Source organism: Novosphingobium kaempferiae, from assembly GCF_021227995.1.
GTDB lineage: Bacteria > Pseudomonadota > Alphaproteobacteria > Sphingomonadales > Sphingomonadaceae > Novosphingobium > Novosphingobium kaempferiae.
On the sequence record NZ_CP089301.1, the window covers coordinates 4,358,583 to 4,377,208 of the forward strand.

Here is an 18,626-nt window from a genome sequence, read left to right on the forward strand (position 1 = left end):
CACATGACATATCGCGAGAAACTGAGAGTGGGTCTGCTGTCGGCAACCATCTTCACGGGCACGACGCTCGCGATGCCGGCACTGGCGCAGGAGGCCGCCGCCGTCTCCGAGGACGGCGACGCCATCGTCGTCACCGGCACCCGCCGCGCGACCACGATCATGGACACGCCGATCAACATCTCGGCCCTCGGCGCCGAGGAACTCAAGCGCCAGCGCGTCGACGACGTGCGCGACCTCGCGGACTTCACCCCAGGCCTGACCATCTCCGACACCGGCCCGCGCTCGACCGGCACGATCATCATGCGCGGCCTCAGCGCCTCCGACACCGATTCCAACGGCGGCACTTACGATGACGCGCTGGGCATCTACCTCGGCGAAGTCCCGCTCTACTACGACTTCAAGCTGCTCGACATCGCGCGCGTGGAGACGCTGCTCGGCCCGCAGGGCACGCTCTACGGCCTCGGCACGCTGGCCGGTGCGATCCGCTACATCCCGAACCGCCCGAACGTGGATGCGTTCGAGAGCGAAGCGCACGGCCGCCTCTACACCAAGAGCCACGCGACCGATCTCGGCTACCAGGTCGACGGGATGATAAACATCCCGCTGGTGCGCGATCACATCGCCTTCCGTTCGTCCACCGGCTATTACTACGACCCCGGCTTCATCGACGCGCCGCTGCTCATCAACGAGCCGGGCGTGTCCAACCCGCAGCCCAACGGCACCAGCCGTCCGACCGGCGACGCCTACTACGCCAATCTGCACAAGGCGGAGGATCTCAACTTCGAGAAGACCTTCACCACGCGCAACCAGCTGCTGCTGCAGACCACCGAAGACCTCAAGGTGATCTTCACTTACGCCTTCCAGCGTACCAAAAGCGACGGCGCGCAGTCCAACAGCGCGGGTATCCTCGGCACCGGCAGGTACGAGAGCGCGACCCGCTACAAGGAGCCGGTCAACCGCCGCGCCCACCTCGCCTCGATGGAGATCGACGCGAACATCGCGGACATCGCCGACCTCGTCTCTACGACCGCCTACACCAATGTCCGGTCGCGCAGCCGGGGCGACAATACCGACCTCCTGCTCGACCTCGACTACGACTACGAGCTGTTCCCGAACTTCTCGAGCTGGAACGAGACCGACAACCGCCGCAAGCAGTTCAACCAGGAAATCCGCCTCGTCTCCACGCATGGCGGGCCGTTCAGCTGGGTTCTCGGCGGCTTCTACAACGAGCAGAAGCTGCACAGCGACTACGCCGAACATACGCCCGGCCTGAGCGCTTTCGATCCCGACTACTACGGCGATCCCGCGGCCAACCCCGAAGACCTCGAATACGTCAGCTACGTGAAGTCCAAGATCACCGAGAAGGCGATCTTCGGCGAAGGCACCTTCCGCGTGACGCCGGAATGGCAGGTGACCGGCGGCGCGCGCTACTTCAAGTATACCTCGCAGATCGAGGGCGCGCTCGTCCTGCCGCTGCTGGGCGATCCGCTCAGCCCCTACGACCTCGATCCCGCAGGTGGTCGCGCGAAGCAGGACGGCTGGGTGTGGAAGTTCAACACCTCCTACAACATCACGCCCGACGTCATGATCTACGGCACCTACAGCAAGGGCTATCGCATCGGCGGCCCGAACCGCGTCGCTCCCTGCCCGAATCCGGTGCCGGCAGACCAGCAGAACGCCTGCGCCCTGCCGAACGAAGTCCAGTTCGGCCCGGACAAGACCAAGAACGCTGAAATCGGCATCCGCACACAGTTGTTTGACCGCAAGCTGACCTTCAACTTCAACGTCTACCACATCAAGTGGGAAGGCATTCAGGTGGACTCGGCGACGTTCTACGGCGTGACCGGCATCACCGTGAACGGCGGTTCGGCGAAGTCGCAGGGCTTCGAAACCTCGTTCCAGTTCAAGCCGGTGCCCAACCTCTCGATCCAGGGCACGTATTCGTACACCGACGCCAAGCTGACCGAGGACGTTGACGGCATCGTCACGATCCGCACGATCCCGAACTACTACGGTCCTTACCGCTCGCGTGCGAACCCGAACCTGCCGCCCAAGTTCACGCAGCTCGACGCGCTCGACGGCGATCGCCTGCCGGGCTCGGCCAAGAACTCAGGCAGCCTCGGCGCGACCTACACGATGCCGATGACCGACGGCGACCTGTCGTTCAACTGGACGGCGACCTATCGCGGCAACGTGGTGTCCCGTCTCGGCTGGGATCGCGCCTATGGCGACAAGATCCCCGGCTACGTGATGCACCGCGCGACGATCGCCTACGAGAACGACAAGTTCGGCGTGAGCCTCTTCGCCAACAACATCTTCGACAAGTATGCCGTCGTCTCGGTCGGTCAGGACCGCTCGCGCATCGGCGTCAACGATGGCGTCGCGGTGCGCTACTACCGCCAGACGGTGGCGACGCCGCGCGTCGTCGGCGTCGAAGCCCGCATCAAGTACTGAGTATCGGTCGGGGCGCTATCCTTGCAGGGAAAGCGCCCCGATCTCCTTCAATCGACGGAAATGCCCTGCGCCCGCAGCCACGCCCGCGCCGGTTCGAGCGCGGCCGCGTAGGCGCGCCACTGCCCCACCGCATTCGCATTGATCGGACGACGGACCTGCGCCGCGCTCGGCGTCGCCACCGGCGCGCTGTTCTCATGGAAGGACAGGCAGGCCTCATCCCATTCCAGCCCGCAGTGATCGAGCAGGCGCCGCGTCTCGCCCTCCTGATCGGCGACGAGCCCCTCATAGGAAAGTTGGAGCACGCGCCCCGGCCATTGGCGATCCCACAAGGCCATCAGCCGGTCGAACCGCGCATAGTAGCGCGCGGTGTCCATGAGGTCGTAGGAATAGGCGTAATAGGCCGACTGGCCTGCGAACAGGTTCTTGTAGTTGCTCCAGACCGTGTCCATCGGATTGCGCCGCAGGCACACGATCCGGGCATTCGGCAATGCCCGCGCGATATGGCCGATGTAGAGGAAGTTCGCTGGCAGCTTGTCGGTGAAGCGCGGCGTCCCCTGCGACTGGTGATGCGCCGCGCGCGCCAGATAGGCCTCCCCGACCGCAGCGGGATCGAGCAAGGCACTGGCAGCGACCGTCTCGGCATCGACAACTCGGCGTGACGGCGTGCCCGACAACTGCTTGACCGCCAGCGGCATGGCCTGAAGCTCCCCCGCCGCCTCGACATCGCGGTGCGAGGACAGGATGCGATCGACGAGCGTGGTGCCGGTGCGCGGCATCCCCACGACGAAGATCGGTGCCGGACTGTCGTTCCCCCTCGCATCGCGCGACGGCACGGGCGTTCCTCCGAACAGCTGCTCGATGGCGTCGAAAATCTCGGCATCCTGCGCGAAGTCGTATGCGATCGTGCGTTTGTGCGCATCGTTGGCGGCGGACAGGTGCCGGAAGGAATCCGCCGTCTCGCCGACATCCGCCAGTTCCTTGGCCAGCGCATAGCGGATGCGCAGCAGGTCGTCGGGGCTCCGTGCCGCCGACAGCGCCGCTTCGAGGCGCGGAACGTGATTGGCCTCCTGCGTCTGGCGCGAGAGGATGGCGAGCGCGTAATGGACCCGCGCATTGCCGGGGTCGGCTTGCAGGATCGTTTCGTAATGCCCGCGCGCCTCGGCCACTCGACCCGTGAAGCCGCTCGCTGCCGCCAGATTGTAGCGATATTCGAGGTTGTCCGGCTCCGCCGCCACGGCCGCGCCGAACGGCGCCATCGACCCTTCATGATCGCTCAGGCGCGCCAGAACGCAGCCGATGGTGTCGAAAGTCAGCGCGTCCTGCGGCGACAGTGCCATGGCTTCGCGCGCGGCACGCCCCGCCTCACCGTCGCGACGCAACAGGATCAGCAGTCTGGCCAGCTGGGCGAGATGTTCGGCTTGAGGACCACGCTCCACCGCCGATTGCAGCAACGGCACCGCCTTGCCGACATGCCCCGCTTCGGCCGCAGCCATGCCCAGCAGGAAAAAGCCTGCGGGATCGTCCGGCCGCTCCAGCGCAAGCGCCTTCGCCGCCTCGGCCGCGCCCGGCAGATCACCTCGGCGCAGCGCATCCCTCGCCCGGACTTCCAGCATCACAGCACCGCAACCCGCATCGACCGTATTTCGCCCGTCTCCTGCGCGGTGTGCGCAGTCCGCCCGCACCGCCATGTTACAGGAAATGAAGCCTAACCACCCGGACGCTGGGTGACAATCGGCAGCTTCAGGCCGCGATCGCGAGATCGACTCCGCTGGAGAAGCGCCCCCGATACTCGCCGGGCGACAGGCCGACGATGCGATGGAACACGCGGCGGAAGGCGGTCGCATCCTCGTAGCCGACGGCCCATGCGATCTGGTCCACCGAGCGGCGCGTGAACTCCAGCAGTTCGCGTGCCTTGCCGACGCGCAGGTTTTGCACGTACTCGACCGGCTTCATTGCCGTCGCCGCCTTGAAGCGGCGCAGGAACGTGCGCTCCTCCAGCCCTGCACGCCCTGCCATCTCGGGCACGCTGACGGAGCGTTCGGCGCGGCCCTGAAGCCAGTGCTGGACCTTGAGGATCGCCTCGTCGCCATGGGTCAGGCGCGGTGCGAAGCTGCTGTAGTGCCGCTGTTCCCGGCCCGACGGGTCCACCAGCAGGAACTTGCCGGTCTCGATCATGACGGTCGGCCCCAGCAGCCGGTCGACAATCCGCATGCCGAGGTCCGTCCAGGCCATCAGCCCGCCCGCCGTGATGATGTCGCCGTCCTCTATGACCATCTTGTCCGGGTCGAGCCGCACTTCTGGAAAGCGGGCGCGGAAATCGTCCACGAACAGCCAGTGCGTCGTGGCGGGGCGTCCGGACAGCAGCCCGGTCGCCGCTAGGATGAAGGCACCGCCGCAGGTGGACGCGAGCGTCGCGCCCTGCGCGTGCCGGTCGAGCAGCCAGCGGGCGTATGGGGCGGCTTCCTCGGCGTCGGCGGGGCCGGTCAGGCGGCCGGGAACGATCAGGATCGCCGGGCTGCCGCCTTCGCCAGGGTGCGTGTCGGAACTGCGCGCAAAGCCGCCCTCCTCGTCCATCGACCAGTGGCTGACCCGCAGCTTCGATCCGCCGCGCTGCGCAGAGAAGTGCGAGGCTATGGCAAACAGGTCGGTGATGCCATGCACCATCGCCGCCTGGCATCCGGGATAGAGGACGAGGCCGATTTCGCCCCTGATCTGCGCGTCGCCGGACATGGCTGAAGCCCCTTTGTCAGTTTTGGCCTGCCTTATGTCGGAACCGCCGATCCTGCAGGTCTGCGGGGCAGTCTATCTCTCTCCTCACGGGGCGCAACGGCCCCTTTCAGGAAGGGAACATCGCCATGAGCACCATCACGACCAGGGACGGAACCCGCATCTTCTACAAGGACTGGGGATCGAAGGACGCCCAGCCGATCGTCTTCTCGCACGGCTGGCCGCTGTCGGCAGATGCGTGGGATGCGCAGATGGTCTTCTTCGCCAACGAAGGCTTCCGCACCATCGCGCACGACCGCCGCAGCCACGGGCGTTCGGAACAGGTGTGGAACGACAACACCATGGACCAGTACGCCGACGACCTTGCCGAGCTGATCGAGGCGCTGGACCTGCGCGACGCGATCCTCGTCGGCCATTCGACCGGGGGCGGCGAAGTGACCCGCTACGTCGGTCGCCACGGCACCGGACGGGTCGCGAAAGTGGCGCTGATCGGCGCAGTTCCGCCGCTCATGCTCAAGACCGAGGCCAATCCGGGCGGTCTGCCGATCGAGGTCTTCGACGGAATCCGCAAGGGAACCTACGACAATCGCAGCCAGTTCTTCCGCGACCTGACGATCCCTTTCTACGGCTACAACCGCGAGGGAGCGACGATTTCGGAAGGAATCCGCGAGGAATTCTGGCGGCAGGGCATGATGGGCGGGCTCAAGGGCCAGCTCGACTCGATCCGCGCCTTCTCCGAGAGCGATTTCCACGAAGACCTGCGGAAATTCGACGTTCCGACGCTCGTCCTGCATGGCGACGACGACCAGATCGTGCCGATCGGAGCCGCCGCTCTGGAGACCGTGAAGATCGTTCCGAACGCGATCCTGAAGGTCTATGAAGGCGCCGACCATGGCCTGACGCAGACGCACCAGGACCGGTTCAACGCCGATCTGCTCGATTTCATCCGTGACTGAACGACACCTGGGCGTACCAGAGGTGCGCCCAGCCCCACCAATGGAGCACATTAGCATGACCAAGGGCACTTTCCTCATCACTGGCGCGTCGGACGGCATCGGCGCAGTCTATGCCGACCGTCTCGCCCGCCGTGGCCACGACCTGATCCTCGTCGCCCGCCGCGCCGACAAGCTCGAAGACCTTGCGAGGACCATCGCCGCCGAGACCGGCGTGAAGGTCGAAACCCTCGCCGCCGACCTCGCCAGGCCGGACGATCTTGCCCGCGTCGAACAGCGGCTGCGCGAGGACGCGGCGATCACCGGCCTCGTCAATAACGCGGGCATCGCCGGGGAGACGACCTTCGTCGGCGCCGACCCTGCCTACCTGACGGGCATGATCGACCTCAACGTCACCGCCGTCACCCGCCTAGCCGCCGCCATCGCGCCGCGCCTCGCCGAAAACGGCAGAGGCACGATCGTCAACATGACGTCGGTGACGGCGCTGATGCCCGACGGCTTCACGGCGGTCTACCCCGCGACCAAGGCCTTCGTCCTCGCCTTCACCGAGGCGCTGAACGTCGAACTCGGCGGCAAGGGCGTGCAGGTGCAGGCGGTGCTGCCGGGCATCACCCGCACCCCGATCTGGACCGAGGAGCAGATGGCAGGCCTGCCGCCCGAGATGGTGATGGAAGTGGACGACATGGTCGACGCCGCGCTCAAGGGTCTGGACCTTGGCGAGACGATCACGATCCCCGCGCTGCCCGACAATGCGGACCTCGACGCCTACATCGCCGCCCGCAGCGCACTGCGCCCGAACCTGTCCCGCAAGCTTCCGGCGGAGCGCTACCGCGCCTGACCGAAGGCCAGGGCCTTGTACGAAGAATGACGGCGGCGCCGGGCGATCGTGCCCGGCGCCGTCTGTCATGCCCGCTCAGTGCCAGGCGAGGCCGAGCGCCTTCTGGATCGCCACGTAGTCCGCCGTCAGCGTCGCGCGAGCGGACACCAGATCCTGCTCCGCCCGGTTGAGGTCGTTGCGCGCGCTGATCGCCGCCACCTTCGTTGCCGTGCCCGCCGCATAGCGGTCCTGCGCCAGCTGCGCGCTCAGCGCGGCCTTGTCGCGCACGCGCGCCAGCGAGGCGACCGCGATGCGGCTTTCCCGGAAGCGGGCCAGCGAGTCCTCGGCATCGCGCAGCGCGGTCAGGACGGTGCCGCGATAGCGGGCCTCCGCCTCGTCGCGCACGGCCTCGGCCTGCCCAACCTTGGCCTTGTTCCGGCCGAAGTCGAGGAAGCTCCAGCTCAGTTGCGGCGCGCCGAGCGCGACGAAATCGTCGAGGTTGCCAAGGTCGCCGATCTTCGTGCCGCCGATGCCGATCAGGCCCATGAACGAGAGGCGCGGGAAGCGGGCCGCCTCGGCCTGCCCGATCTTGGCGGTGTCCGCCGCCAGCGTGCGCTCCGCCGCGCGGATGTCGGGGCGGTGCGCGATCAGGCTGGCGGGATCACCCACGGGCACCGAAGCGGGCGGCAGCGGGATCTCGGCGGGCGCGGCCAACTGCGCGTCGAGCGCGCCCGGCTCCTGCCCGGTCAGCACCGCCAGCGCGTTGAGGTAGGCATCGCGCTCGGCGGCAAGCGGCGCAATGCGGGCGCGGGTCGCGGCGACCTGGCTTTCCGCCTGCGCCACGTCCGCCGCCGTCGCCGTGCCCGCGCCGAAGCGCTGGCGGGTCAGCGCGAGCATGTCCTCCTGCATCGCCACCGACTGCTCTCCCAGCACGATACGCTGCTGCCGGTCACGCAAGTTGAGGTAGCTCTGCGCCACGTTGGCGGACAGGCTGACCTGCACGTCGGCAAGGCTGGCCTCCGCCCCCTCCATGCTGGCGCGCGCAGCCTGCACGGCACGGCGCTGGCCGCCGAACAGGTCGATCTCCCAGCTGGCGTCGAAGCCGAGGTTGTAGAGGTTGAGCGCGCTGTCGCCGCCCTCACCCGAGTCCCCACTCCCGCCAAGGCTCGCACCGGGAATGCGGGCGTGGGCATACATGGCGGTGCTATTGAGCTTGGGCGCCTGGTTGGCGCGCTGCTCGCCCAGCGCCGCACGGGCCTGCTGAAGCTTCGCCTCACCCGCCTTGACGTCGGTGTTGTCGGCAAGGGCGCGGGTGATGAGCGCGTCGAGCGCCGCATCGCCCAGCGTCGTCCACCATTGCGCGACCGGCGGCGCATTGGTGGTGCCCTCGGCATCGGCGCGCGCGAAGGCGCGGCCGGGATCGGCGCTGACCTTGGGCGGCCCGGCATAGTCGGGGCCGACGGTGCAGCCCGCAAGCAGGCTTCCGGTCAGGATCGGAAGGAGGAGAAGGTAGGGACGCATGGTTGTCCTCAATGTCCGGTCGCCAGCGGCGCGTTCTTGGGCAGCGGGCGCAGGAAAAGCACGAGCGGGATGACGAAGACGATGCCCACCGACATGATCCAGAACATGTCGCTGTAAGTCATCGTCAGGGCCTGTGTCTGGATCGTCGCCTCCAGCGAGCGCAGCGCACCGCCGCCCTGTCCGGCGACATAGTCCTGCACCGCCAGCGAATTGGCGCTCAGGCTTTCTTCCAGTCGGCGGCTGTGCAGCCACAGGCGCTGGTCCTGGATGATGGCGATGCCCGCCAGCGCGAACGATCCGCCAAGGTTGCGCGCCGAATTGTAGAGGCCGGAGGCGTCGCCCGCCTGCTCCGGCGGGACCGAGCGGATCGCCGCCTGGTTCAGGAACATCATGCAGAACACCGTGCCGATGCCGCGCAGGAGCTGGGAATCGACGAAGTCGGCGCTGTCCGAGGTCGCGGTGAGGCCCGTCTCCAGCCACGCGCTGAGGGCGAGGATGCACAGGCCGAGGCAGACCGAGATACGTATGTCGACATTGCGCAGCAGCCATGGCGTGATCGGCATCATCAGCATGACCGGAATGCCGGAGAGCATCACCACCTGCCCTGCCTGCAGCGAGTTGTACCCGGCGATCACGGCAAGGAACTGCGGGATCGCGTAGGACGTGCCGTAGATCACCATGCCCACCACCGTCACCATGGCGACGACGCTGCCGAACTGGCGATTGAGCATCAGGCTGAGCCGGATCACCGGCTTGCGCGCCGTCCACTGCCCCAGCCCCAGCAATACGAAGCCCAGCAGCGAGATCAGCGAGAGCGTCACGATCAGCGAGGATTCGAACCACTGCTCGCGCTCGCCCTCCTCCAGCACCACGGTCAGCGCGCCCAAGCCCAGCGCAAGGCCGAGGATGCCGAGCCAATCCGCCTCGCGGATGAGGTTCAGCTTGGCGGGCTGGTGCGGGATGGCGAGCAGCAGCAGCGTGATGAGCGCAATGCCGACCGGCAGGTTGAGGAAGAAGGCGTAGTGCCAACTCACGTTCTCGGTCAGCCAGCCGCCCAGCACCGGGCCGACCACCGGCCCGAGCAGCGCGGTCGCGCCGAACAAGGCGTTACCCACGGGTTGCTGCGCGCGCGGCAGGCGCGTGGCGACGATGGTCATCGCGGTCGGGATCAGCGCGCCGCCGGTGAAGCCCTGCCCGATACGCCCGGCGATCATCATCGGCAGCGTCGTCGACAGGCCGCAGGCGATGGAGAACAGCGTAAACAGGCTCGACGCCACCAGCAGCAGCGTGCGCAGGCCGAGCAGTCGCTCCAGCCAGCCCGACAGCGGGATCACGATGATCTCGGCGACGAGATAGGCGGTCGCGATCCAGGTGCCCTCGGTGCCGCTGGCGCCGATCTCGCCCTGGATGGTGGGCAGCGAGGAGTTGACGATGGAGACGTCGAGCGTCGCCATCAGCGCCCCCAGCGTGCCCGCCGCCACGGCCAGCCAGGCCGCCGCATCGGCGCGTTTCTCAGGCTGGGGCGCGGTCAGCGCGTCGCTCACCGGCCCTTATCCTGTCGGGCCTCTTCCTGCTGGGCGATGCTGCGCTGCGTACCCTTGGCCGAAAGCGTGTCCACCGTCACCGTCACCGACAGGCCCGGCACCAGCACGCGGCGCGCCTCGGGCCCGGCGTCGAGGGCGATGCGCACGGGCACGCGCTGGACGATCTTGGTGAAGTTGCCGGTCGCGTTCTGCGGCGGCAGCAGTGAGAACTGCGCGCCCGTACCCGGCGAGATGCTCTCGACATGGCCGCGGATCTTCGTGCCGTCGAGCGCGTCGACCTCGATCGTCGCGGGCTGCCCTGCGCGCATGAGGCCGATCTGCGTCTCCTTGAAGTTCGCGGTGACGTAAAGCTTCGACAGCGGCACCACCGACATCAGCCGCGTGCCTGCCTGCACGAACTGCCCCGCGCGCACGGTGCGATCACCGATACGCCCGGCGACGCTGGCCTTGAGCACGGTCGAGCCGACATTGACGTGCGCGGCGGCAAGCTGCGCCTGCGCGGCCTCGCCCTGCGCGTCGGCCTGGCGGATCTGGGCATTGAGCGAGGCGACCTTGCGCTGCGCCGAAAGCAGCGCGGCACGCTGGGCATCGGCGGCGGAGCGGGCCTTGGCGGCCTGATTGCGCAAGGTGGCAAGGTGCTCCCCGGTCTCGGCCCCGCTGGCGGCGAGCGGCGCATAGCGGCTCGCCTCGCGCGCGGCGTAGCGGGCGTCTTCCTCTGCCGAGGCAAGCTGGGCGCGGGCCTGCGCGATGGCGGCTTCCTGCTCGCCGATCATGGCGCGCACGTTGTCGGCATTGGCCTTCGCCACGTCGATCTGCGCGCGGTACTGCTGCGCCTGCGCGTCATAGTCGCGCGGGTCGATGCGGACGAGCGGCTGCCCCGCCTTCACGTCCTCGTTGTCGCCCACCAGCACCTGCTCGACATAGCCGGAGATCTTGGGCGAGATCGTCACCGCGTCGGCCTGGATATAGGCGTCGTTGGTGTCCTGCTGGAACTGGCCGCGCGTCTGGTAGTGGAACAGCCACCCGCCGCCGACCAGCAGCAGGATGCAGCCCGCCAGCAATCCGCGCCGAACCCCGGGCCGCTTGAGCGGCGGCAGGCGCTCGCCCGAATCAGTTGCCGCCTGCGATTCGCTCACATCCGTAGCCATCAATCGAAATTCCGTGTGTTTGGTGCTGCATCGCAGCAGCGATCGCGCTCGCACTTGCACCCAAGGTGGATGTATGGCAACACCATTTTATATGGTACCACAACATTTCAGCGCATGAATATCGAGCAGGAACTCCTGGAGCAGATGCGCGACCTTCACATGCGCATGCACCGCCTGTTCAACGACCGCGTGCGCGAACGCGGCGCGTCGCTGGCGCAGTTGAAGCTGTTGATGCTGGTTGACCGCGCCGGGTCGATCCGCTCGACCGACATTGCCGATACTTTAGGACAAGCCCCGCGCACGGTGACGGAGGCTGTCGATGCGGCAGAGCGCGACGGGCTGGTCATCCGCCAGCCGGACCCCAACGACCGCCGCGCGAAGCGGATCAGTCTGACCCCGGCAGGCCAGCAGGTCGTGCAGGACGCCGCGCCTCAGCGCGATGCGTTCGCGGCGGAATTCTTCGAAGCCCTGTCAGGCGCGGACAGGGAGGAGTTCCTGAGGCTGCTCAAGAAGCTCAACGACCGCATCATCGAGATGGGCGCGCCTGAAGGCCTTATCAGGTAAGCAAAGAGACCGTCAGCAGTGCGATCGTGCCGGTGCAGGCCACTGCAATGCACAAGACGCGAAATTCGCAGGCGCAAAACACGGATTCCAGACCGTCCATAGTCTCTCTCCAGTCGCCTCATTCTTGAGTGCGTCCGCGATCATACCATGGCGCCGGACCGCCCGGTAGCGTCGCCTTCCCACATGCAGAGACATCGCCCCCGCGTGGTGCTTGACGCACGGGGGCGCAGGTGGTCGAACCCGGACCGTGACCGAAGAATCCCCCGAACCCGTATCGAAGGCCGCCAAGGCCGAGGCCCGCGCCGACGAAGCCGCCGCCATCCGCCGCCGCTGGATTACCCTCGGCGAAGTGCTGACGGTGATCGCCGTCACCATCTCCGGCCTGACGCTGTGGAACACATGGAGCCAGCGCAGCGACAGCGAGGCGAGCAAGAGCGCAGAAGCCATCCGCGCGTCCTCCAGAGCGGCGACGCTGGTGCTCATGGCGACCGGATCGGGCAGCGACGAACTGGTGCTGAAGCCCGCGTCGGACGAACAATCGGTCCAGAGCCAGCGCATCGCCTTCCCCACCGCGCTCGGCGTCTCCGCCGCCGAGACCACGGGCGAGCCGCGGATCGAGGCGGCATGGTTCGAACGCGCGCTCAAGAAGGCGCGGGCCGAGGCGAAACTGCCCGACAACAGCCGGGGCGACGAGAAGCTGCCGGTGCTCGTCACCACGCGCTTCATCGTCGACGGCAAGCCGCACGAGGACGTGGCGCTCTACGACGTCGGCTACAGCATCTCGGGCCGCTGGCTGGGCGGCCACAACATCACCCTGCGCGGCGTCTCGCTGGTATCGCACGCCGAAGGGCAGGCGCCCGAACAGACTGGCGCGCGGTTGCTCGACAAGCGCTGGAAGGCACTGCTGGCCGAGGAGAAGGCGGGCGCGTGACCGGCCCACCCCCGGTCGTCATTGCGAGCGTAGCGAAGCAATCCACGGTCAGCCCCCCACGCTGGATTGCTTCGCTACGCTCGCAATGACGAATTGAGCCTGACGCCCCATCACCCCCGCATGAAGCGCCAGCGGTCGGGCTCGCTCTCCGCCGCGTCGAAGCGGTAGCCGTCGCTGTCGAAGCCGCGCATGGCATCCACGTCGGTGACGTGGTGCTCGCACAGCCAGCGCGCCATCATGCCGCGGGCGCGCTTGGCGTTGAAGCTGACGAAGCGGGGGCCGTTCGGGCCGGGCTCACGGAACTCCACCTCGATCACGCGCAGGCCCGGCAGCTTGCCCTCGACCGCCGCGTAGTATTCCTGGCTGGCGAGGTTGAGCACCACGCCCGAGCCTTCTTCCTCCACCTGCTGCCGCAGCAGCGCGGCGATGCGGTCGCCCCACCAGTCGGTCAGCTTCTTCTGGCGCGGCGCCCAGCGCGTGCCCATCTCCAGACGATAGGGACGGATCGCGTCCAGCGGGCGCAGCAGGCCGTAGAGGCCCGACAGCATCCGCACATGATCCTGCGCGAAGACGACGCCCGCCTCGTCCAGCGAATGCGCGTCGAACCCGGTGTAGACGTCGCCCGCGAACGCGAACAGCGCCTGCCGCTCCGGCCCGTCGGCAAAGTCGCGGAAGCGGTCGGCATTGAGCTTCGCGAGCTTGGGCGAGATGTGCATCAGCTCGCTCAGCCGCTTCTGCGTCAGGTTCGCGGCCGACTTCGCAAGACTCCTCGCCTCCTCGGCGAAGTGCGGGGTCGTGACGGCAAGCGGCGGCAGAACGCGGTCATAGTCGAGCGTCTTGGCGGGAGAGAGCAGAGCGATCATGGCGCGGGCGGTAGAGCGCGCGCCGCGCCGCGTCAAACCCGGCTGGCGAGCGCCACGACTGCGCAGGACAACGTGAGCAGCCCCAGCCGTGCCCACGAAGCCCCCTCGCCCAGCCACACCACCGCCAGCAGGATCGCGCCCATCGGCACGACGGCGGCCATCAGCGGCATCAGCAGGCTGAGCGCCGCACCCTCATGCAGCAGCAGCGCAAGGCAGTAGAGCGACACCGCATAGACCGCCGCGCAGAGCAGCGACCAGCCGGGCTGCGTGAACCCGGCGGTGCGCGCCAGCAGCACGCTCCCGCCGATCTGCCCCGCGACCACCACCACGAACAGCGCGATGGCACGCAGCGAAAGGCCCGCCGCGATCATTGCGCCGTCAGCCCGCCATCGACGACGAACTCGCCGCCGGTCACGTACTTCGCGCGGTCGGAGATCAGGAAGGCGATCATCTGGCCGATATCGTCAGGCTCGCCCATGCGCTTCATCGGGATCGCGGCGTTGATGGCGTCGTACTGGTCCGGGTTGTCCTCGATCGCGACCTTCTGCATGTCGGTCCAGATCACGCCGGGGTGGACCGAGTTCACGCGGATGCCCTTCGCGGCGACTTCCAGCGCCAGCGACTTGGAATAGAGCCGGACGCCGCCCTTGCTGGCGGCATAGGCCGAAGCACCGGGAATGCCGACGAGGCCCGCCACCGACGAAAGGTTGACGATGGAGCCTGCGCCCTGCTCCTCCATCACCGGCAGCACCGCGCGGCAGCCGAGGTAGACGCTCTTGAGATTGACGTCGATCTGCCGGTCCCATGCGGCGACGTCGAGGTCGGCAGTCCACTTGAGCACGGCGATCCCGGCATTGTTGACGAGACCGTCGATACGCCCGTGCTCCCGCTCCACCTGTGCGATGAGCGCCTTCCACGCCGCCTCGTCGGTGACGTCCTGCGCCAGACCGGTGGCGGTCAGCCCTTCGGCGCGCAGTTCCCCGGCGCGGGCGGCGGCGGCCTCGCCGTCGAGATCGGTGAGGGTGACGGCATGGCCTTCGCGCGCCAGAATCCGGGCGGTGGCGAAGCCGAGGCCACCGGCCGAAGCCGCGCCGGTGACGATGATGCTCTTGGTGGTCATTCGATGCTCTCTCCGGTCAGGCGTTCTTGAGCCAGTCGCAATCGTAGGAACGGTCGGCCATGTCGTGACGGCCGAGCAGGCAGGCGGCGAGGTCGGTGGTGAGGATGCCGTCGGCGGCAGGCTCCTTGCGCGCCCAGTCGACGAACTCGCTGCGGTGGGCGAAGCGCCACTCCCCGCCGCGCCGCTCGTAGCGATCGAGGTAGCGGCCGGAGATCACCATGTCGGTCGGCACGCCCTGATCGAGAATGCGATGGAAGGCGTAGTAGTAGACCTCGCCGAAGGCGCGGTCCGGGTTGTCGGCATCGAACTTGATGTAGTGCTGGCCGATGATGTGCTGGTTGGCGAGGTGCTCGGTAAGGAGTTCCTGCGCGAAGGTTACGAAGTCCGGGCCACTGCCCTTGAAGATGCCGTAGTCGGTCGTCGAATCCGGCCAGAACGTGCCGAGTTGCAGGGCGTGGTCCAGCCGGTCCTGCCCGCGCATGTAACGCATGGCGAGGTCGCGGATCTCGTCCTTGGCGATGAGGGTGGCGAGCTGGCTTGCCGGGTCTGTCATCCTGTCCTCCTTTACCCGTCGCGCTTGCCCCCCTCCGTCATTGCGAGGACCGAAGGTCCGCGGCAATCCAGAGCGTCGCGGCACTCCGCTGGATTGCTTCGCTGCGCTCGCAATGACGAAAGGGGTGGCAAGGGACTTATGGGCTAATTCCATTCCCGCCTCAGAACCGCACGCTGGCCTGAAGCTGCACGGTGCGCGGCAGGTTCACGAAGCCGATCTCGTCCGAGATCACCGCCGCCGCCGTGCCGGTGCCTGCGCCGGTGTTCGGGCCGTCCACCGCGCCACCGACGATGAACTGGTTGGTCAGGTTCTTGCCGATCAGCGCCAGTTCGAAGCGCTCGTCGTTGAACTTCACGCGGATAGTGCCGTCGACGGTCAGGTACTTCGACTGGCCCGACAGCGGATGCGCGAAGCTGGAGGCGAGGTAGGAGCTGGAATAGCGCGTGTCGATCGTCGCCCCGAACTTGGTGCCGGTGCCGATGTCGGTCTCGTAGCCGACACCGAGCGAGCCGGTCCACTTCGGCGCGACGGCGGTGGGCGCACCGCTCAGATCCTGGCCCGGAGCGCCCTGGAACGTGGTGTCGCAGCCCTGTGCGATCGACTGGCCACCATAGCAAGGAGCGATGTAGTTCAGGTAGCGCGCCTTGTTGTAGTTGATCGAGCCGTGCAGGTTCAGCCCCGGCACCGCATAGGGCGCGAACTCGAACTCCAGCTCCGCGCCCTTGGTCCGCGCCGCGCCCGCGTTGGTGGTGATGAAGGCGAAGGTCTGCGAGTTGAAGAAGTCCACCTGCAGGTTGACGTACTTGTAGCTGTAGACGTCGAAGTTCAGGCGAAGCTGGTTGTCGAGCAGCGTGGACTTCACGCCCACTTCGAACCCGCGCGCCTTCTCGGGCTGGAAGGCGACGTCGCTCGGCACCGTGCTGGCGCTGACGAAGCCGGAGTTGGAGAACCCGCCCGACTTGTAGGCCGTCTTGTACGCGCCGTAGACGGTCACGTCGTCAGTGGGCTTCCACGTCAGCGTGGCCTCGGGCGACCAGTTGTTGAAGGTCTGGTTCGCGGCGATCGGGGTGTTCTCGAGGAAGAGCCCCTGCAGCGCCGCGTTCACATAAGGCTGAGTGAGGTAGCTGTCCTTGGTCTCGTGGATGTAGCGCACGCCGACTGCGGCCTCCAGCGTGGGCACGATCTTCCACGTCGCCTGACCATAGGCGGACAGCGTTTCGCCATCGGTCTGGGACTGCTTGAAGTAGCCGAGGTAGCGATACGCGGCCGGGGCGGTGGAATCTTCGATATTGCCGAACGATCCGGTCTGGCGGTGGAAACGGCGGGTCTTCTGGTAATACGCGCCCGCCAGCAGGTTGATCGGCCCGTCGAACTTCGTCTGCGCGCGCAGTTCGCTGGAGAAGGCGCGGAAGATCGAGCGTTCGGAAGACGGCGCGGCGGCAAGGTCGCTCGACACGAACGTGCAGTCGCAGGCCCACTGGTTGACGTTGCGGTTGAAGTTGTTGACCCAGGTCACGTCCACGTCGTCGAAGGCGTATTCCGCCGTGCCGGTGACGGCCCAGCTGCGGTACTTGTTGTAGAGTGCCCCGTCATCACGCGACCATGGGTTGGTCCCGGCAAGATCCTCGGGGAAGTTGTTCTGGTAGACCGTGAACGACTTCTTGCACGCGATGTTCGGGTTCAGCGAATACGTGCCGGTGGCGCAGCCGTAGGGGACGTAGTTCCACGAGTTGTTGTTGACGTTGGAGCTGGAACCGTTGGCCTTGACCGTGAACTTGAAGTCGTTGCCCGGATCCCAGACCAGCGTGATGCGGCCCAGCAGTTCCTTGCTGCCCGGATTGTCCCCGTCGAACGCAGGCGCGAGGTGCGGCGTGGTGATCCCGGTCGCGACGTCGAAAGTGTTGTACGTCTTGTCGACGCCGCCGTTCTTGAAGTAGCCGCCCCACATGTTCGACGCGCGCACGGCAACGCGCACGCCCAGCGTATCGGTGATCGGGCCGGAGCCCATGACTTCGCCGACCAGTTCCTTCGCGCGGAACTCGTAACCCAGCTTGGCGCGGAATTCAGGCGTCGAACTCGGGTCCGCAGTACGCAGCGAGATCACGCCCGCGGTCGCGTTCTTGCCGAAGAACAGCGACTGCGGCCCCTTCAGCACTTCCACGCCCTCAAGGTCGAGGAAGCCCTCGTTGATGACGCGGCCCTGCCCGTAATAGACGCCGTCGACCACCACCGCGACCGACTGCTCGATACCGATCGAGGTGGAGGACGAGCCGATGCCGCGCAGGGTCAACTGGGCGCCCGAACCATTGGAGGCACGGCCGATGGTGAACTGCGGCGTCTGGGTGGAGATCTTCTCCAGGCTGGTCATGTCGTAGCGTTCGAGCACTTCGGCGGTGAGCGCGGTGACGGCGACGGGCACGTCCTGCAGGCTCTCCGCCCGGCGGCGCGCGGTGACGACGATGTCGCCGAGACCGCCTTCGGCATGGTCCTGCGCGACGGTCGGCGCCTGCGGCGGTGGCGTGGCCTCCTGCGCGCTTGCGGGCGTGATTGCGAAAGCCGAGATGACGACGCCCGCCAGAAGCGCGGCGCGCGCGGATCGTCCTGCCGTTCCAGACATGAAAAGCTCCTTTCCCCTATGACCGGGGCAGGGCCTGTTATGACCTGGTCGCCCTCCCGGTTGCCTCTATCCTGAGACTGGGACGGAGAGTAACGCCGTTAAAAAATGCAGTGGACTGCAATTAATGCTAGGGAGGCGTCGGGCAGCGCGACAGCGCGAGCGTCAGTTGCCGGGCCTCGTCGCGCAGTTCGGCGGCGAGCGGCCCTTCGGCATAAGGAAGCAGGATCTGGCAGATTGCCAGCCGCAACTGCGCTTCCAGCGCCGCGTCGGCGATCTCGCCCTTGGCCCAGAGCAGGATCGTCGTCACCATCTGCATGCACACGAAGCGGGAGACGACTGCGATGTCCTCCACCACGACCTGCCCCGCCGCGCGCATCGCCCGCAGCGCGCCGCCTGCGAAGCGCTCGTAGACGTCGGGCAGGCCGACGAGGTCCGCGTGCTCGATCAGGATGGGCGAGAACGCGCGGGCGAGCGCGGGGGCCTCGAAGGTCTTTTCGGCAAGCCGGGCGGGCAGTTGCCGGAAGAAGCCGATGCCCTCACCCCCCGCCGCGTGCGCGCCCTCGATGGTTTCCTCCGACCGCTCGCGCGCGTTCACGGCGAACAGGCGGTCCCTGGACCCGTAGATGTTGAACAGCGTGCGCTCCGCCACCCCGGCGGCTTCGGCGATGAGCCGCATCGACAGCGCCTCTCCGCCGTGACGGGCCAGCAGGTCGAAGGTCGCCGCCCTGATCCGCTCACGCCTTTCGCGCTGGCGCGGCGTCAGGGTGCGTTCTGTGTCGCCTTCATCTCGTAAACGATTGTCCATCGCCGAAAT

The 18,626-nt window shown here is 67.2% G+C and carries 16 protein-coding genes; 5 read left to right on the forward strand and 11 right to left on the reverse strand.

Annotated elements, in window-relative coordinates; genetic code table 11:
• Positions 1-3: 3 nt before the first annotated feature.
• Positions 4-2,454 (forward strand): TonB-dependent receptor, encoded by a 2,451-nt coding sequence (locus LO787_RS19830; RefSeq protein WP_232492706.1) that lies wholly within the window; start codon positions 4-6, stop codon positions 2,452-2,454.
• Positions 2,455-2,501: 47 nt separating this feature from the next.
• On the opposite strand, the gene LO787_RS19835 is transcribed toward LO787_RS19830, so the two are convergent.
• Positions 2,502-4,067 carry a tetratricopeptide repeat-containing sulfotransferase family protein gene (locus tag LO787_RS19835; RefSeq protein WP_232492707.1) on the reverse strand — a complete coding sequence of 522 codons (1,566 nt, stop codon included), beginning with the start codon at positions 4,065-4,067 and terminating at the stop codon, positions 2,502-2,504.
• Positions 4,068-4,194: 127 nt separating this feature from the next.
• Positions 4,195-5,184, reverse strand: a complete 990-nt coding sequence (locus LO787_RS19840; protein ID WP_232492708.1) for a GlxA family transcriptional regulator — start codon at positions 5,182-5,184, stop codon at positions 4,195-4,197.
• 125 nt (positions 5,185-5,309) lie between these two features.
• Between LO787_RS19840 and LO787_RS19845 the strand changes: the two genes are divergently transcribed.
• The gene (locus LO787_RS19845) at positions 5,310-6,137 is read left to right on the forward strand and encodes an alpha/beta fold hydrolase (protein WP_232492709.1); all 828 of its coding nucleotides are present in this window, start codon (positions 5,310-5,312) and stop codon (positions 6,135-6,137) included.
• A 55-nt stretch (positions 6,138-6,192) separates the two neighbouring features.
• The gene (locus LO787_RS19850; protein WP_232492710.1) at positions 6,193-6,972 is read left to right on the forward strand and encodes an SDR family NAD(P)-dependent oxidoreductase; all 780 of its coding nucleotides are present in this window, start codon (positions 6,193-6,195) and stop codon (positions 6,970-6,972) included.
• Positions 6,973-7,047: 75 nt separating this feature from the next.
• On the opposite strand, the gene LO787_RS19855 is transcribed toward LO787_RS19850, so the two are convergent.
• The 3 genes from LO787_RS19855 to LO787_RS19865 are packed head-to-tail and all read right to left on the reverse strand — an operon-like array spanning position 7,048 to position 11,164.
• On the reverse strand, positions 7,048-8,472 hold the full coding sequence (locus tag LO787_RS19855; protein ID WP_232492711.1) for an efflux transporter outer membrane subunit: 1,425 nt from the start codon (positions 8,470-8,472) through the stop codon (positions 7,048-7,050).
• A gap of 8 nt (positions 8,473-8,480) precedes the next feature.
• A complete protein-coding gene (locus LO787_RS19860) occupies positions 8,481-10,016 on the reverse strand; it encodes an MDR family MFS transporter (protein ID WP_232492712.1) in 1,536 nt (511 codons plus the stop codon).
• Positions 10,013-11,164 carry an HlyD family secretion protein gene (locus LO787_RS19865; RefSeq protein WP_232492713.1) on the reverse strand — a complete coding sequence of 384 codons (1,152 nt, stop codon included), beginning with the start codon at positions 11,162-11,164 and terminating at the stop codon, positions 10,013-10,015. Before LO787_RS19865 ends, LO787_RS19860 begins: the two co-directional genes overlap by 4 nt.
• 114 nt (positions 11,165-11,278) lie before the next feature.
• Here LO787_RS19865 and LO787_RS19870 point away from each other — a divergent pair, with 114 nt between their 5' ends.
• The gene (locus LO787_RS19870; RefSeq protein WP_232492714.1) at positions 11,279-11,728 is read left to right on the forward strand and encodes a MarR family winged helix-turn-helix transcriptional regulator; all 450 of its coding nucleotides are present in this window, start codon (positions 11,279-11,281) and stop codon (positions 11,726-11,728) included.
• A gap of 247 nt (positions 11,729-11,975) precedes the next feature.
• Positions 11,976-12,659: a hypothetical protein gene (locus LO787_RS19875; RefSeq protein WP_232492715.1), complete on the forward strand. Its 684-nt coding sequence runs from the start codon at positions 11,976-11,978 to the stop codon at positions 12,657-12,659.
• Between the two features lie 110 nt (positions 12,660-12,769).
• Here LO787_RS19875 and yaaA read toward each other — a convergent pair whose 3' ends face one another.
• The 6 genes from yaaA to LO787_RS19905 all read right to left on the reverse strand — a co-directional run bounded on the left by yaaA (position 12,770) and on the right by LO787_RS19905 (position 18,617).
• On the reverse strand, positions 12,770-13,522 hold the full coding sequence (yaaA, locus tag LO787_RS19880; RefSeq protein ID WP_232492716.1) for a peroxide stress protein YaaA: 753 nt from the start codon (positions 13,520-13,522) through the stop codon (positions 12,770-12,772).
• Between the two features lie 32 nt (positions 13,523-13,554).
• Positions 13,555-13,893, reverse strand: a complete 339-nt coding sequence (locus LO787_RS19885; protein WP_232492717.1) for a hypothetical protein — start codon at positions 13,891-13,893, stop codon at positions 13,555-13,557.
• A complete protein-coding gene (locus tag LO787_RS19890) occupies positions 13,890-14,642 on the reverse strand; it encodes an SDR family NAD(P)-dependent oxidoreductase (RefSeq protein WP_232492718.1) in 753 nt (250 codons plus the stop codon). Before LO787_RS19890 ends, LO787_RS19885 begins: the two co-directional genes overlap by 4 nt.
• 16 nt (positions 14,643-14,658) lie before the next feature.
• Entirely contained in the window at positions 14,659-15,195 is a 537-nt protein-coding gene (locus tag LO787_RS19895) for a nuclear transport factor 2 family protein (RefSeq protein ID WP_232492719.1), read from the reverse strand.
• Positions 15,196-15,355: 160 nt separating this feature from the next.
• The gene (locus LO787_RS19900) at positions 15,356-17,812 is read right to left on the reverse strand and encodes a TonB-dependent receptor (protein WP_232492720.1); all 2,457 of its coding nucleotides are present in this window, start codon (positions 17,810-17,812) and stop codon (positions 15,356-15,358) included.
• A gap of 127 nt (positions 17,813-17,939) precedes the next feature.
• Positions 17,940-18,617: a TetR/AcrR family transcriptional regulator gene (locus LO787_RS19905; RefSeq protein ID WP_232492721.1), complete on the reverse strand. Its 678-nt coding sequence runs from the start codon at positions 18,615-18,617 to the stop codon at positions 17,940-17,942.
• Between the last annotated feature and the right edge of the window lie 9 nt (positions 18,618-18,626).